Here is a 14,118-nt window from a genome sequence, read left to right on the forward strand (position 1 = left end):
GGCCCCGGTTTCTTTGGCGAGATGTGGGGGCCGCCCTTGGCGTATCTAGAAGGGCGGCTCGTCGCTGTAGCCGGGGCTCCACGGGTCACGGACCTTGCTGTGCCACAGCGGCTTGCGAGGCAGGGGGAGCAGCGTCCAGCGGCGGGTTTCGTTCCAGCAGGTGCAGGGCTCCCAGTCGGTGCCCTCGTACTCGCCGGTCTCGGGGTGGCCGTAGTCGTGCTCGATGCCGCCGATCCCGTCGCAGTTGTGGCAGTCCGGTCGGGGCGTGTCGGTGAGGATCACTGCGGGCCGGGGCCAGGTGGCCCGCTGGATCCGCAGCCGGGGCAGAACGCGGCTCATGCGTGGGTCTCCTTGCACTGGGGGTAGCGCTCGCCGACGGAGCACCGATTGAAGTCCGCGATGTAGACCTGAAAGTCCTCGCGCTCGCCGTCGGCCGTGCGCACGGTCAGGAAGTACGGGCGGTTCTTGCTCGCCGGGGGCGTCCGTTCGGCCCGGGCGACGACGACGCCGGGCGGGCCGTCGGGCAGGGAGCATCCGGCCAGAAGGGCAACGGCGCCCACGGTCACCGCGACCACGGCGCCGGTACGGCGGTTCATGCGGCGTCCCGGTCGGTGGCGGGGAGTTGGGGCAGGCCCGCATCGGTGAGGGCCTGCGGGTTGAAGCCGGGCAGCGCGGCGCGGGTGATGAGTGCGGTGGCGAGCTGTTCGGCGTAGGCGGCTCCGGCGCGGGCGGATTCGATCTGGGCTCCGGCCTTGAGGGCTTCCACGCGTTCGATGTGGGCGTGTTCCTCGCGCCGCACCGTCGTGTGCCGCTCGTGAGCGATCGTGTCCCGGCGCTCGGTGCGCCAGTTGCGGGCGGCGAGCCCGTAGGCGGCGACCGTCGCCAGCACCCACAGCAGGATCGGGAGAGAAAGGCCATCCGAGTACCCGGCGACCCCGGTCAGGGCGAGGGCGCCGGAGGCGGCGAACGCGGTCCCGGTGATGACGCGGTCCCCGCCGGGGCCCATGGATGCGAACGCCCCTGCCGCACCGGCGGCGAGGGACAGGGCGGCCATCAACACGGCGTTGCCCAACGAGTGTTCGGCTCCATTGGCGTTCCAGATCCTCGCCAGGATCAGGACGGTGGACGTGGCGAGAGCGGGGGCGGCTTTGGGTGCCGCGGCGGCGAGCCAGTGGCGGGCGATGATCTGTTCGTTCATCTCTGGCTCCTTCAGTTTCCGTCGTTGGGGATGGCGTTGACGACGGCGGTGGTGAGGTCGTTGATGGTGGTGCGGGCGCTGGTGTCGGCGAGGTAGAGGCCGAACAGGACGGCGATGGTGGCGGCGCCCCAGCCGACCGCGCGGAAGCGCAGCAGGGCGGCGAGGGCGAGGCCGAGCAGGAACACGATGGGGATGGTGAGGGTCACCGCTTCCCCCTCGCGTTGCGGCGGGCGGCGGCCCTGGCGTCCTCGCGGGCCTGCGCTTCCTCGCGGATGCGGGCGGCCTGCTTCTCGATGCCGCGGATGGACTTGCCGCGGGCCTCGCGGCGGACCGCGCGGACCCCGAGCAGGATGATGCGGGCGGTCTCGCGGGCGTTGTAGGGGTCCTTATCGCTGATAGCCATCAGGCTTCTCCCGAAGTCGTGTTGAGGTCGTTCGAGGCAGTGCGGGACGTGGTCAGCGCGTGCCGGCCTGGTAGGTGCGGCGGGCGCGGTTGTAGAGGTGGCGGCCGACGCGTATGCGGATGCCGTAGCCCTTGCAGCGGCGGCATTCCTTGGCGCGCTTGGGCCGGTTCTTGCGGTCGTACTTGATGTGGTGGCCCATGCCGTCGCACTTGCGGCAGTTGCCGAACGGGCTGAGCCAGCACCGCACGCCGTAACAGAGCGTGACGGCGAGTAGGCAGGCGATAGCGAGGGCGGGGAGGGTCATCGAGGGGCCTCCTGGGCCGGTTCCTGGGGTTTCCGCAGGTGGGCCGCTATCCGCTAGCGACCTGATCAGAGGCGGTTTGGGGTGCTAGCGGGGCCGCTAACGTTAGCGGGGTGTGCCGCTATCGCTAGCGGCCCCGGATGGTCAGCTCGCGTCCCGCTTTCCGTCACGCTCCGCGATCGCGGTGGTGATGTGGGAGCGGTCGATGCCGCGCCGGTTGACGACCTTGCCGTCGATCCGGCGGCCCACCTGGATGGTGGTGACGCCGTGCGGCTTGAGGGCCGCGGCCAGTCCCTCGGGGTCCCATCCGTCGTAGACCTCGGGCCGCAGTTCGGCGAGGCGGGCCACGACCGTCTCGGACCACGCCTTGGCCTCCTTGGCGGGGACCACGGCGAGGATGTCGGCGAGCAGGTCGTACGCGCTCGCCAACACCTCGGGCTCTTCCCCAAGCGCGTAGCCGGACAGGAGTCCTGCCTTCTCGCGGGCGGCGCGAGCGCGGGCAGCGATCCGTTCGGCGTCGCGGCCGTCGACGTAGATGGAGCGCACGATGCTCGCGTCTGAGCCCTCGCCGACCAGGTAGTGAATGCCCTTGTCAGCCCAGGCGAACATGGTCGCCCGCACCCCGCGCTTATAGGCGGACGTGCCGAGGACCATGTCGTTCTCCAGCTGGCCCATGACCTTCAGGCACAGCCTCAGCGAGGCGTTCGCGCTGATCCCGGTGGGCAGCGACTTGGCGTCCGGTCGCTGCGTGGCCAGCAGCACCACGATCCCGGTCGCCGGGCCGCGCTTGACCAGGTCGGTGAAGATCTCTTCGAACTCCTTGCCGTGCTGGTCGTGCTCGAAGAGGACCTGGCACTCATCCACGCCGACGACGATCGGGTGCAGCCCGAGCGAGCGCTTGGAGGCGAGTTCGCTGGTCACCTTGGACTCCGGGCAGATGTCCCGGGGCAGGGATCGGATCACCTTGGTACGCCGGCGCAGCTCCTCGCGCAGCGCGCGGGCGTCGTTGAGGACATAGGTGATGACCTCGTCATCGTCGCCCGCGCCGTGCCGGTGCGAGACGGCGTTGCCGACCGGGTCGAGGTCGCCGGTGCCCTTCATGTCGTAGGTGTGCAGCTCCGCCCGCGGGTCAAGTGCCGCGATCAGCAGCAGGAGGCGGAGCAGGAACGTCTTACCCATGCGCGGGATGGCGCCGATGATGCCCGCGATGTACATGAGGGTGAGTTCGGTCCAGCGTCCGCGCTGGTCAGTGGCGTAGGCAGTGGGCTTGAACAGGTCGACCATGCCCGTCTTGGCCAGCGGCCAAGCGGGCTGCTTTGCCTTGGACATGTCCTGATCGCCGACCCACAGCACCAGGTGCCCGGTGTGCTCGTCCGGCACCGCCTCCGGCCACACGCAGCCCAGCGGGCGGCGCAGGCCGGATGCGAGCTTCTCGCGCCGCTCGATGATGTCGGTGACCGTGACGCCGTAGGGGAGGTTGCCCTCCGCACGCCAGCCAGGCCCGTCGCGGGTGATCGGGGCGGTGAACTCGAACCCGTCCCGGCCCTTGCCCTGCGCCTGATTGATGGCGGGAATCCCGAGCGAGCCGAGCGCCCTCAGCACGATGTCACTGGTCAGCTTGGTCGCCTTGGGCATCTCCACCGCACGGTGGATGACCGGGTCATCCGCGCGCCGGCCGTTGAAGCCGAGCGCCATCACGACCGCGCTGACCGACAGCGTCTGAAGCCATCCGGGCGCGAGGACGTAGATGGCCAGCGCCGTCCCCAGACCCACGAACATGGTCAGCACCGTGATCAGGGTGCGCAGGCGGACACGGCTGTCGCGGTGACGCGACAGGGTCAGGTACTCGGCCGCGTCCTCGCGCCGCACGGCGGCCTGCCGGACCGGGGCGCTCTCCCGGTCGGCCACCCACCGCATCGTCGAGCCGACGAACCTTGCCGCCCCGATCGGGGCCTGGAAGGTGAGGCGAGCGGCGTAGACCGGGGAACGCAGCGCGTGATACCCGGACGCATGCGCATAGTGCCTGGCCACCCAACCGGTGGCGGTCTTCAACTCCGCGAGGGAACGCAGCCAGATCGGGATGACCTCGCGGCGGCGGGCGCCCATGAGCCGCCCGAGATAGCCGGGGCCGGTCGCACGAACCGGCTGATCGACCATCACCATCTTGTCCGGATCGGCCGACTCGATCGACTCACGATCGGGCGCAGGATCGGTCGACTCACTGCGGGCGGCGCGGGCCTTGTCGAGGTCGACGACCTCACCGCCGATGTCGCTCGCCATCTCTGCTTCGAGCCGGTTGAACAGCTCGTGGTCATCGTCAGGGTGCTTCACTGAGGTGTCCTTCTCTCGGAGGATGAGGGCCCGGCCGTCGCTGTAGGAGGTGGGCGGCCGGGCCCCGTGCGAGGTTCAGGCAACGCGCTGTTCGTTGGGGTAGGCGCAGGGCACGCACATGCCGAGCGAGCTCGGGATCACGTATCCGGCGTCGAGTCGGCAGGCGGGGCAGGTACGGCGGGCGAGCATCGCCAGGGCGAGCGCGCCCCACTTGCGGGAGGTCATCGGCCGCACCGGTTTGGCGAGGTCGAGGCGGTACAGAAACGCCACGCTCACGCCCGCCTTGCGGCGGCGGGAGCGGCGCATGAGCTGGGCCGCTATCGGCTGACCACCCGGCCGCAACCCCTGCTCACGGAGCTGCCGGCGCGTGGCCAGACCCTCCGGGGCAAGGCGCCACGGATAGGTAGGGACGCCGTAGCGGGCGCCGGACGGGTCGTAGCACTTGCCGAATGCCGCGGACATCAGGCCGCAGCCTCACCGGCGCGCTCGGCCCGCAGGGTGTCCCGCAGCAGCCGGGCGTTCTTCGGGGAGGTGTGCACCGCGAGTCGGATGCCCTCAGCGGTCAGCTTCGCGTCTGGCCAATCGGCCGTCACCGTGCGGGCCTCATCGAGCAGCTCGGCCGCGGTCCGCTTGGGGCGGGGCGATCGAGCAGCGTCCGGGACGCGGCCGGTGGCCCCACGGGGCCGTGTCGATTCGGCGGGCACGGTGCGCTTCTCGATCGGCCGGACCGGGGCCGACTCGATCGCCCGAACGGGCTTGCTCGGAAGGGTCGACTTCAGGAAGCCGACCGCGACCGGAGGCGGCAGAACGATCGGGTTCGCGGTGATCGCCGCCGGGGTCGATTCCGGCAGGTCAGCCGTAGACCGAATCCTCATGGTCTCGGTAGATTCCTCCGCATTCGCGCCCACGGGCGGCAGAGCGTCCGGGGCGAGGCGGAACATCGACCCGAGGGCGGCGTCCGCGCCGATCGTGACGCGCTGACGCTGCACATTGAGCAGCGCCGATCCCAGCTCCGCGTCACCCGATCCGACCTTGCGGGCCAGTCGCCACGACGCCCGATCGGAGCGCTTGCGGGTCTTCTCGTCGGGATGGTTGGCGGCGCGGGCCCGGTGATAGGCCAGCCGCTGAACGACCTCGACCGCCCGACGCTCACCTTCCGCGTCCCGGCCGTCGGTGTGCACCGCGATGCGGCGGGCCAGGAACGCCATGCCCTCGGCCGAGACGCACATGCCCATCGGCGTGATGGCGTAGATGACGGTCGTGCCCGGGTCGTCGGCGGCCATCGCGGCCATCGCGGACGCGGCGGCCGGCAGGGCCCACAGCCCGAGTCGGATGATGCGCGGGGAGGACTGGCCCAGCATGGTCAGCCCGAGCAGGACGAGTGCGAGGACGGCGGTGGCGCCCTCACCCGCGGACACGGCCCCGAGCGCCGTGCCCTTGCCGTATGCCCCGCTGATGTTGGAGTACGTGCCGATTCCACCGAACACGCCGGTGGCGAGCATCGGCACGAACGCCGCGCTCAGCACGATGATCTGAACCTTGGTCAGTGGCTTGCGAGCCTGCGCAGTCATGCCGCACCGCCCGTCTGCGCGAGCGTGGCGGACTGGTTCGCCAGCTCGCGCCGGGCGGCCAGAACCTTGCGACGGGCCCGGCGGATGCGCCGCTGGTCCAGCTCGGTCGCGGTGTGGTCCAGCGTGACGATCTGCGCGTCGAGCAGCTCGACGCGGGCCAGGATGACGGGCATCTCGGTCTCGATCGCGTCCAGCTCCGCGGCCGTCGGCTCGCGGTCGAACCCGTCGGCCGTAACGACGGCCTGAAGTGCAGCGATGTTCTTCATGAGTCGTGTTCTCCCTAGCAGGTGGTGCGGCTCGAAAGCGGCCCCGGTGTTCCAGCACCGGGGCCGCGCGCCGTTGAGGGGGAAAGGCCGCCCCGCGGGCGGCGGGGCGGTGGTGTGTGGAGCGGGTCAGCGCTGGACGACGTCGCGGCGCATGTCGCGGTGCTGGACAGTCACGTCGTGACCGGCGTCGCGCAGGAGTTCAGCGAGGGCGCGGGCGAAGACGGGGGCGCGGTGCCGACCGCCTGCACACCCGTCGGCCACCGTGACGGTTCCGGCGGACGGACCGTCCGCGAACGCCTCCACTGCGGCGGCGGTCGCGATGGCGAGCGCCGCAACACCGGACGTGCCAAGCACCGCCGCACGGACCTGCTCGTCATCCGCGGTCATGTAGCGGAGCTCCGGGGAGACGTGCGGGTCGCGGAAGTGGTGGCGCAGGTCGATGGTCAGGTGCGCGGCGGGCGGGGCGTCGTGCAGGTAGCCGAACGAGACGATCTCGATGGTGCTCATGCGGACTCCAGACGAAGTAGTCGACGATGCGTGCCCCGGTCGGGAGTCGAACCCGGCCTGCGACCATCGGGGCAGTGAGAAGCGAGGGCCTAAGCCCTCGCGAAGGTGCTGCGGATTCAGATCACGCAATGCCAGTCACGCCCCGGAGGGCGGAACTGGGCAGGTCACCCGGCTCGACATGGGAAGTCGGGATGGTGACCCGCACCCATCGACCGCCCGTGTTCAGGCGGCTGGGTCGGCACTCTGTTCAGTTCTCAAAGCGGTTCCGCTCCCAGCTCGTCGGGGAGTGACTGAAGTCGCTCCCCCAGCTGGTGCGGGTACTGCGATTCGTTCGGCTCCGCCGGTTCAGGCGGGCACTGACATGCAGGTCAAGCGGGCTTCCTGGTGAGCGACCTAGGTCGCTTGCCGTTGATGTGAAAGCTACCTAGGTCACTTGTGGGTCGTCAAGTGCTAGCGCTATCTGCTTCCAAACGACCTAGGTCAAGTACGCTTTCGAGGTGGATTCACAGCCGAAGAGGAAACCCAACGCCCGCGAAATCGCCGCCAGGATCAGAGACGAGATCGCCGCAGGGACGTTCGGTCCCGGGGACCGGCTCCCCGGCGGCCGGGCCTACGCCCAGAAGCTCGGCGTCTCCCTGATGACCGTCCAGAACGCCTACGCGCAGCTCCGAGAAGAGGGACTGGTGGAAGGCGTCTCGGGAAGCGGCACCTACGTCCGCGACACCGCCCCTGGCGAGGAGGCGCCCCGCGAAGCGGCCCAACGCATGACCGACCTCCAAGTTGAAGTGGCGCGCGTCTCGGCCGAACTGGCCGGCCTCGTCGAGCGCATCAAGCAGCTTGAGGCGGCCGTGGGCCCCACCGAGGGGAAGCCCGGCGCCTAGCGTCTCTCGCGGTGCGTTCGTCGTCATGCCTTAAGCGTGTCCTGATGGGCGCACCGTGAGTACGTACTCCCGCCGCCCCTGCACCGAACTAATCCGAACTTTGGCTGCTTAACGGGGTGTTGGCGAGCTGTCAGCGGCTGAAAGACTGGCCGCATGGCCGAACTGAACGGAAACCCCGTCACCCTCGACGACCTCCAGGGCCTCGCCCTTACGAACTACGGGCACTTCACGTCCATGCGGATGGAAGACGGCACCATCCGGGGTCTGTCGCTCCATCTCGACCGCTTGGTGCGGGACTGCCGCATCGTCTTCGGTGTCGAATTGGACCGAGAGCAGACGCTGAACTACATCCGTAAGGCAGCCGACGGCGTCACTGGTGTCGCCGGCCTCCGCGTCACCGTCTTCGATCCCGCCCTCGATATGGGGCGACCGGCTGACGCCAAAGACCCCCACATCCTGGTGAACCTGAGGCCCGCGGGTGCCATGCCGCCACCGCCCCTCACGGCCAAGACCTACACCTTCACTCGCGACAACGCAGAGGTGAAGCACATCGGTCTTCATCCGCAACTCCGGCTTCGCCGTGACGCCCAACTTGCTGGTTTCGACGACGCCGTGTTCCTCGAACCGGACGGTCGGGTCTCCGAGGGCGGCACGTGGAACCTCGGCTTCGTCGCCCAGGACGGGACTGTCGTCTGGCCGGATGCCCCAGTGCTCCCCGGCACGACGATGCTGCTACTCCAGAGCCTCGATGCTCCAAAGCAAATCACCGCACCGGTGCGGCTCGCCGACATCCCGAACATGGCCGCTGCTTTCGCTACGAACGTGACGATCGGCGTCCGCTCCGTCAGAGCGCTCGACGACGTGCAGTTCCCGCAGGACAACCCCGTGCTCGCAGCACTGCGTGAGGCCTACGCCGGCATCCCCGGCGAGCGTCTGTAGACGCGTGCTGCCGCCCCTCACCGGGGCGGCGACCCACGACAGAGGTAGCCCATGCCACTCGTTACGAAATGGACCGGACGTGAAGTTAAGGCACTGCGTGAAGCTGTCCGCATGAGCCTCATGGAGTTCTCCGAGAAGCTCGGGGTCTCCGACCGCATCGTTTCTCGGTGGGAGGGGGACGGCGAACAAGCGACCTTGCGCATGGTGAACCAAGCGGCTTTGGACACGGTGCTCGCCAAGGCCGACCCGGACGCGCAGGGGCGCTTCGTCGGCATTCTTGCGGCGGACGATATTCCCACTCAGGCCGTCATCGAGCCCGGCGAAGACCAGACGAGCAGCGGCGAGTACGTGAAGCATCCCGGAGACGGGAAGCTCATGGCGCATGTCCCGGAAGGGATCTTCTTGTCGGGGGAGGACGACGAACCGGTGTGGGTGGACGATTTCCACATCGACACGTTCCCGACCACGAACGCGGACTACGCGCGGTTCTGTGCGGCCACTCGCCACCCAGCGCCCGAGCACTGGGAGAACGGTCGTTGTCCGCGCGAGCTGTATGACCACCCAGTTGTGCATGTGACGTGGCGCGACGCGAGCGCGTACGCGAAATGGGCGGGGAAGTCGCTGCCGACAGCCGAGCAGTGGGAGAAGGCAGCTCGCGGGACTTCCGGCCGTACCTTTCCGTGGGGTGACCAGAAGACCGCCGCGAAATGCAACGTCCGGGAGACTGGCGTGGAGGTAACGACATCGGTCTCGCGTTACCACAGCGGCGTTTCGCCGTATGGCGTCTACGACATGGTGGGAAACGTGTGGGAGTGGCTTGCAACGCAGACTACGCCAGGACGATATGAACTCCGCGGCAGTGCCTTCACTAGCCCCTTGTTCAGGGGAGTGCCAGCGGTCCCTAATGACGCCAACGACATTATGCACGACGACGACACTGGGTTCCGCTGCGTGGCGGTACCTGAGCAGATGAGCTCCCGCAAGTGACGTCAGTAGGGGTATTGGACACCTGAAATGCTGCTTCGGTAAATCCCCAAAACTCGATAGCCGCTGGTGTGGATGGGGCGTATCCTGAGCAGTTCTGACTAGATCAACTTCATTTGGGGAGTCCGCTTTGCTGGAAGTCGGAAAGATGGTGGAGCAACTCGATGTATTGATCTTCGAGTATCAGAAACTGATCGCTACGCGTAGCGATACGACGTTCGCGTCAGACCGCGCCAAGCTCCTGGCGAGTCGGCTTGAGTCAGCCATCGACCGGCTTGCAGTGCCCGGTAGCAGCTACATACAGCAGCTCGACGTCTACCGAGTCGAGAAGCGCGTCAAATATAAGATTCGCGAAATTCACAGCATCGCGCTCGCTCTCCGAGACGACCTCAAGGCTGGCTGGACCTCCTCAGTAATGGAGCTGGTCCATGCCGACACCCATAGCGATTACCTACAGATGGCAGAAACGCTACTGGCGGCTGGCTACAAAGACCCTGCAGCCGTCATCACAGGTACCTCGCTTGAGGTTCACATTCGAATGCTCTGCACCAAGCATGGTGTCGACACTGAGCTGCCCAGCGGGGCGCCAAAGAAGGCTGACGTCATGAATGCCGACCTCAAGAAGACTGGCGTCTATAACGAGGCGCGCAAGAAGCAGGTCACGGCATGGATGGATCTTCGCAATAAGGCGGCGCACGGTGACTACACCAGTTACGACGAGTATCAGGCACGCATGTTCATCGATGGAGTGCGCGACTTCATGTTGAAGTACCCGGCGTAGCCTCAAGAAGGGGAGAGTTCGGTAGTGGCGATCGAAGATATGGTCAAGCAACTCAATGAACTTCTCACTAAGGCCGAACATTTTGTGGCCGGCAAGACGGTCTCTGAGTTGAACGAAAACATGGCAACGGGCCTGTTGGCCAACCGTCTAGAGGCTGCGGTCGCACGCTTGTCGGTAAATGGGTCGGTTTACCGTGAACAGCTCAAAAGAGGAAGCGGATACACTAATTTCGGTCGGTTGAGCCATAACCTGCAAGTCGCTCTCTCTCTGAGGGACGACCTCGTTGCAGGCTGGACAGCGACAGTCGTCGAGCTGGTGCACGCTGACACGTACAGCGACTTCCTTCAGATGTCGGATGGTCTGCTCGCCAAGGGCTACAAGGATGCAGCGGCCGTCATTACAGGGACGGCGCTTGAAGTCCACGTGCGTGCCCTATGCGTCAAGAGCAGCGTGCCGACCATGGTGGCGGGCAAGCCGAAGAAGGCGGACACCATGAACGCCGACCTCAAGAAGGCCGGCGTCTACGACGGGTTGCAGCAGAAAGAGGTCACCACCTGGATGGCGCTCCGGAACAGTGCAGCGCACGGGAACTATGACGACTACGACCACGCCCAGGTGCGGCGCTTCCTTGACGGCGTCGAAGCCTTCATGAGGAAGTTCCCGGCGTAGGTGAGCTTCGTAGGCCTCGTGGCCGGGTCCATGGGCCATGTGTGGGCCACGTGCGCTCTCGCAGTAGCCGAAACGGGCTCTGGCCTGTGCTTTAGCGCAGCAGGCTTGGCGGTCTTGAAAACCGTCGTGGCGCGAGTCACCGTGGGTTCAAATCCCACACCCACCGCCGGTAGGCAGGTGTTCGTAAGGGGCGTTCGCTGTGGCGGGCGCCCCTTACGCGTGCCCTGGGCGAGGCGAGTGCGCGTCCGGATGCGGGGAGGGCTTGTCCTCCGGGACGCCGCGTCCTACGCCTCCGGGCCGTCGTGCCGGGTCAGGCGGGCCGCTGAGGCGATCGTGGAACGAGCCTCGCGTTCTGTCAGGCCCGCGCGGGTTGCGGCTTCCACGAGGGCGTTCGTGAGGCTGTCGCCGAGGTCGCTCTCGTAGGCGCGGCAAGCGGCCCAGAACAGACGGGTGTTGCGCTGTCCCTCATGTGCCGCGAGCACGAACTGGACCAGGCCCTGGCCGTGTCGGCCCGCATGTGCCGGTGACGGGTGGTGCACGCGTGGCGGCGGCGTGAGCAGGCGCAGGAGTGCCGGCGGGCAGGGCGCGACGGGCAGGTGGGCGGTGCCGGGGACCGCGCTGTAGACGCCCTGGGCCGTGCGCGATCCGGGACCCACGAGGTAGCCGCCCGCGCCGCGGATGTCGATGCCCGGCGCGAGGCGTCCCGCCGAGTTGGGGACCACGACGTCCGGCGGTCCGGACAGCCATACATGACGGCCGCCGCTGGGGGTGGCCACGACGACGGTGTCCGGGATCGTGAAGAGGTGGCGCAGCGCCAGTTCGCGCAGTGCGGAGGAGGAGTCCGTGCCGGACTTGGTGTCGAGGTCCACGCCGATGAGGTGGTGCGGGGGCAGCCCGCACGCGATGCCGTAGCCGGTGGCGCGGGGTGCCGCCGCGAAGAGGTCACGGATGCGGCCCGGGTCGGTCGTGGCGTCGTACACGCCGTGGCCGGGGCGGCCGCATTCGCCGTGGCACGGGGCCGGGTCGGCTTCGTCGCGGTGCGGGGAGCGCAGGGCGGGGAGCTTCGTGCGGGAGAGCGGGATCACGGCCAGTCCACGCTCGGCGGCGGAGAGTGCGTGGGCGAGGGCCAGGGTCGCGAGGGGTACGGCATGCCGGTCGGTGGTGGCCATGCATCCATGTTCGTACGAATGTTCGAGCAAGGGAAGAGGGGCTCGCCCGGGTGGAGCGCATTTACCAAGAATGTGCCGAAACGCTTCAGCCCCTGCGGTGGCTGACCTGACCCGCACCGGTCGGACGCAATCCGGGCTGAGCTGGGGCTTTAAGGCTGTGAAGCAGGTTTATCGACATGTCCTCACGCTTGCGAGGGAATGCGGCCTTCCGCCCTGGTTCGCCGGGGATTCGGTGGGCAATTCTGATCTCGCGACGTCGTGACCAACGACCGAGGTGGTCGGCCAACTGCCTTGGAGCAACCAGTGGTTACCTGTTCCTGGAGGAATTGACATGGCACACATCCGTACCGTCCGCGCCGTTGCCGCCGTTGCCGCCCTGCCCCTCGCGGCAGCCCTCTTCTCGGGGGTGGCGATGGCCGACAACGGGTCCTTCGCGGACAACGGATCGAACGCGGGTGTGGCGACCGTGAGCGGCAGTGGTGTCGGTGGCAACAACCACGGCAACTCGTCCACCACGCAGCAGCAGGCGGTGGGCTCCGGCGCCTCGAACCAGAACAACACGGCCCAGGTGAACGGCTCCGCGTTCACGGCCATCGACCAGTCGAACGAGAACATCTCGGTGCACTTCACCAAGCTCTGGTGACCCGCGGGCTCCTGTCGGCGGGGGCCATTGCCAGGGGTACGTGACGTCTGTGCGGCGGTGCTTCGGCATCGCCGCACAGACGTTTTCGCGCATCCGTCGGCCCTTCACGCGCGCGTGCTGATCCCTTGACACCCGTACCGAACCTGGCGGACAGTCGTACCGAATCTGACGGTCAGTCAGAAAAGGACGGTCAGAGACCCTTGTTCGTACGAGGTCCGGGAGGGCCGCCGCCGTGCACCTCGCCCCCACCGCACGCCAGCATGAACTCCGCGCCGAACTGCGCGCCTACTTCCGGGAACTGATGCCGGACGGGCCGCCCGCCCACGACGATCGAACGGCCCAGCGGCGCCTGCTGCGCCGCATCGGTGCCGACGGCCTCCTCGGGCTCGGCTGGCCGGTCGAGTACGGAGGCCGAGGCCGGGGGGCCGACGAGCAGTTCGTCTTCTTCGACGAGGCGTATCGCGCGGGCGCGCCCGTCTCCATGGTGACCCTGAACACCGTCGGGCCGACCTTGATCAAGTACGGGACCGAGGCGCAGAAGGCGTACTTCCTGCCGAGGATCCTCAAGGGCGAACTCGTCTTCGCGATCGGGTACAGCGAGCCGTCGGCGGGGACCGATCTGGCTTCGCTGCGTACGCGGGCCGTCCGCGACGGGGACGACTGGATCATCGACGGGCAGAAGGTCTTCACGTCGAACGCGCAGAACGCCGACTGGATCTGGCTGGCCTGCCGAACGGATCCCGGGGCCGCCAAGCACCAGGGCATCTCGATCATTCTCGTGCCGACGGACGCCGCCGGCTTCAGCTGGACGCCCATCGAGACCGTCGGCGGCCTGACCACCACCGCCACGTACTACGACGGGATCCGCGTCCCCGCCTCGAATCTCGTCGGGGACGAGAACGGCGGCTGGGGTCTCATCACCAATCAGCTCAACCACGAGCGGGTCGCGCTCGCCGCGATCGGGATGCAGGCGGAGGACTTCTACGCGGCGGTGCTCGAAGCGGTTCGTTCACCCGATCCGGTGACGGGGGAACGCCGGATCGACCTGCCGTGGGTGCGGTCGCGGCTGGCCGAGGTGCATGCCCGTCTGGCGGCAACGCGCCTGCTCAACTGGCGTTTGGTGGGGGATGTCGGGGCGGGGCGCCTCGCGCCGGGCGACGCGAGCGGCGTGAAGGTCATGGGAACCGAATCGGCGGTCGAGGTGTACCGAATGTGTCAGGAGATCGCGGGAGACGCGGCGCTGGTTCGAGCCGGGTCGCCGGGGGCGTTCGGGGGTGGGGCCGGTGGTGACGCGCGTGGCGGTGGCGCAGGTGGCGGGTCGGGCGGTGGTGCCTGGGGTGGGACGGCGGAGGGGGAGCTGGAGCGGATGAACAGGGCGGCGCAGATCAACACGTTCGGGGGCGGAGTGAGCGAGGTGCAGCGGGAGATCGTCGCGACGATGCGGCTCGGGATGAGGAGGGGGCGGCGGTGACCGG

19 protein-coding genes are annotated in these 14,118 nt (G+C 68.0%); 7 read left to right on the plus strand and 12 right to left on the minus strand.

Translation table 11 applies throughout. The annotated features are described in order from the left end of the window. Positions 1 to 45: 45 nt before the first annotated feature. The 11 genes from ACFC96_RS16885 to ACFC96_RS16935 all read right to left on the minus strand — a co-directional run bounded on the left by ACFC96_RS16885 (position 46) and on the right by ACFC96_RS16935 (position 6,577). On the minus strand, positions 46 to 339 hold the full coding sequence (locus ACFC96_RS16885) for a hypothetical protein (protein ID WP_376612886.1): 294 nt from the start codon (positions 337 to 339) through the stop codon (positions 46 to 48). After that, the gene (locus tag ACFC96_RS16890; protein WP_376612888.1) at positions 336 to 596 is read right to left on the minus strand and encodes a hypothetical protein; all 261 of its coding nucleotides are present in this window, start codon (positions 594 to 596) and stop codon (positions 336 to 338) included. Before ACFC96_RS16890 ends, ACFC96_RS16885 begins: the two co-directional genes overlap by 4 nt. Beyond that, positions 593 to 1,198 (minus strand): hypothetical protein, encoded by a 606-nt coding sequence (locus tag ACFC96_RS16895; protein WP_376612889.1) that lies wholly within the window; start codon positions 1,196 to 1,198, stop codon positions 593 to 595. The genes ACFC96_RS16890 and ACFC96_RS16895 overlap by 4 nt, the downstream gene beginning before the upstream one ends. Before the next feature lie 11 nt (positions 1,199 to 1,209). After that, positions 1,210 to 1,404 carry a hypothetical protein gene (locus ACFC96_RS16900; protein WP_100594938.1) on the minus strand — a complete coding sequence of 65 codons (195 nt, stop codon included), beginning with the start codon at positions 1,402 to 1,404 and terminating at the stop codon, positions 1,210 to 1,212. Continuing rightward, on the minus strand, positions 1,401 to 1,601 hold the full coding sequence (locus tag ACFC96_RS16905) for a hypothetical protein (RefSeq protein WP_376612891.1): 201 nt from the start codon (positions 1,599 to 1,601) through the stop codon (positions 1,401 to 1,403). Before ACFC96_RS16905 ends, ACFC96_RS16900 begins: the two co-directional genes overlap by 4 nt. Before the next feature lie 52 nt (positions 1,602 to 1,653). Continuing rightward, positions 1,654 to 1,905: a hypothetical protein gene (locus ACFC96_RS16910; protein WP_376612893.1), complete on the minus strand. Its 252-nt coding sequence runs from the start codon at positions 1,903 to 1,905 to the stop codon at positions 1,654 to 1,656. Between the two features lie 141 nt (positions 1,906 to 2,046). After that, on the minus strand, positions 2,047 to 4,233 hold the full coding sequence (locus ACFC96_RS16915; RefSeq protein WP_376612895.1) for a cell division protein FtsK: 2,187 nt from the start codon (positions 4,231 to 4,233) through the stop codon (positions 2,047 to 2,049). Positions 4,234 to 4,308: 75 nt separating this feature from the next. After that, positions 4,309 to 4,695, minus strand: a complete 387-nt coding sequence (locus ACFC96_RS16920) for an RRQRL motif-containing zinc-binding protein (RefSeq protein ID WP_376612896.1) — start codon at positions 4,693 to 4,695, stop codon at positions 4,309 to 4,311. Continuing rightward, positions 4,695 to 5,804 (minus strand): conjugal transfer protein, encoded by a 1,110-nt coding sequence (locus tag ACFC96_RS16925; protein ID WP_376612897.1) that lies wholly within the window; start codon positions 5,802 to 5,804, stop codon positions 4,695 to 4,697. The genes ACFC96_RS16920 and ACFC96_RS16925 overlap by 1 nt, the downstream gene beginning before the upstream one ends. Further along, the gene (locus ACFC96_RS16930; RefSeq protein WP_376612899.1) at positions 5,801 to 6,070 is read right to left on the minus strand and encodes a DUF6284 family protein; all 270 of its coding nucleotides are present in this window, start codon (positions 6,068 to 6,070) and stop codon (positions 5,801 to 5,803) included. Before ACFC96_RS16930 ends, ACFC96_RS16925 begins: the two co-directional genes overlap by 4 nt. Positions 6,071 to 6,196: 126 nt before the next feature. Beyond that, the gene (locus ACFC96_RS16935; protein WP_376612901.1) at positions 6,197 to 6,577 is read right to left on the minus strand and encodes an ATPase; all 381 of its coding nucleotides are present in this window, start codon (positions 6,575 to 6,577) and stop codon (positions 6,197 to 6,199) included. Positions 6,578 to 7,074: 497 nt separating this feature from the next. Here ACFC96_RS16935 and ACFC96_RS16940 point away from each other — a divergent pair, with 497 nt between their 5' ends. The 5 genes from ACFC96_RS16940 to ACFC96_RS16960 all read left to right on the plus strand — a co-directional run bounded on the left by ACFC96_RS16940 (position 7,075) and on the right by ACFC96_RS16960 (position 10,831). Next, entirely contained in the window at positions 7,075 to 7,458 is a 384-nt protein-coding gene (locus ACFC96_RS16940; protein ID WP_376612903.1) for a GntR family transcriptional regulator, read from the plus strand. A gap of 153 nt (positions 7,459 to 7,611) precedes the next feature. Then, a complete protein-coding gene (locus tag ACFC96_RS16945; RefSeq protein ID WP_376612904.1) occupies positions 7,612 to 8,397 on the plus strand; it encodes an aminotransferase class IV family protein in 786 nt (261 codons plus the stop codon). A 111-nt stretch (positions 8,398 to 8,508) separates the two neighbouring features. Further along, a complete protein-coding gene (locus ACFC96_RS16950) occupies positions 8,509 to 9,384 on the plus strand; it encodes an SUMF1/EgtB/PvdO family nonheme iron enzyme (protein ID WP_376612906.1) in 876 nt (291 codons plus the stop codon). 127 nt (positions 9,385 to 9,511) lie between these two features. Further along, positions 9,512 to 10,162 carry a hypothetical protein gene (locus ACFC96_RS16955; protein ID WP_376612908.1) on the plus strand — a complete coding sequence of 217 codons (651 nt, stop codon included), beginning with the start codon at positions 9,512 to 9,514 and terminating at the stop codon, positions 10,160 to 10,162. 24 nt (positions 10,163 to 10,186) lie between these two features. Next, positions 10,187 to 10,831 carry a hypothetical protein gene (locus ACFC96_RS16960; protein WP_376612909.1) on the plus strand — a complete coding sequence of 215 codons (645 nt, stop codon included), beginning with the start codon at positions 10,187 to 10,189 and terminating at the stop codon, positions 10,829 to 10,831. 284 nt (positions 10,832 to 11,115) lie between these two features. On the opposite strand, the gene ACFC96_RS16965 is transcribed toward ACFC96_RS16960, so the two are convergent. Beyond that, positions 11,116 to 12,000 carry a bifunctional DNA primase/polymerase gene (locus tag ACFC96_RS16965; RefSeq protein WP_376612911.1) on the minus strand — a complete coding sequence of 295 codons (885 nt, stop codon included), beginning with the start codon at positions 11,998 to 12,000 and terminating at the stop codon, positions 11,116 to 11,118. Positions 12,001 to 12,331: 331 nt separating this feature from the next. On the opposite strand from ACFC96_RS16965, the gene ACFC96_RS16970 reads away from it, so the two are divergent. Continuing rightward, a complete protein-coding gene (locus ACFC96_RS16970) occupies positions 12,332 to 12,643 on the plus strand; it encodes a hypothetical protein (RefSeq protein WP_376612913.1) in 312 nt (103 codons plus the stop codon). Between the two features lie 232 nt (positions 12,644 to 12,875). Beyond that, entirely contained in the window at positions 12,876 to 14,114 is a 1,239-nt protein-coding gene (locus ACFC96_RS16975; protein WP_376612915.1) for an acyl-CoA dehydrogenase family protein, read from the plus strand. Positions 14,115 to 14,118 lie beyond the last annotated feature (4 nt).

The organism is Streptomyces sp. NPDC055955, from assembly GCF_042270245.1.
Taxonomy (GTDB): domain Bacteria; phylum Actinomycetota; class Actinomycetes; order Streptomycetales; family Streptomycetaceae; genus Streptomyces.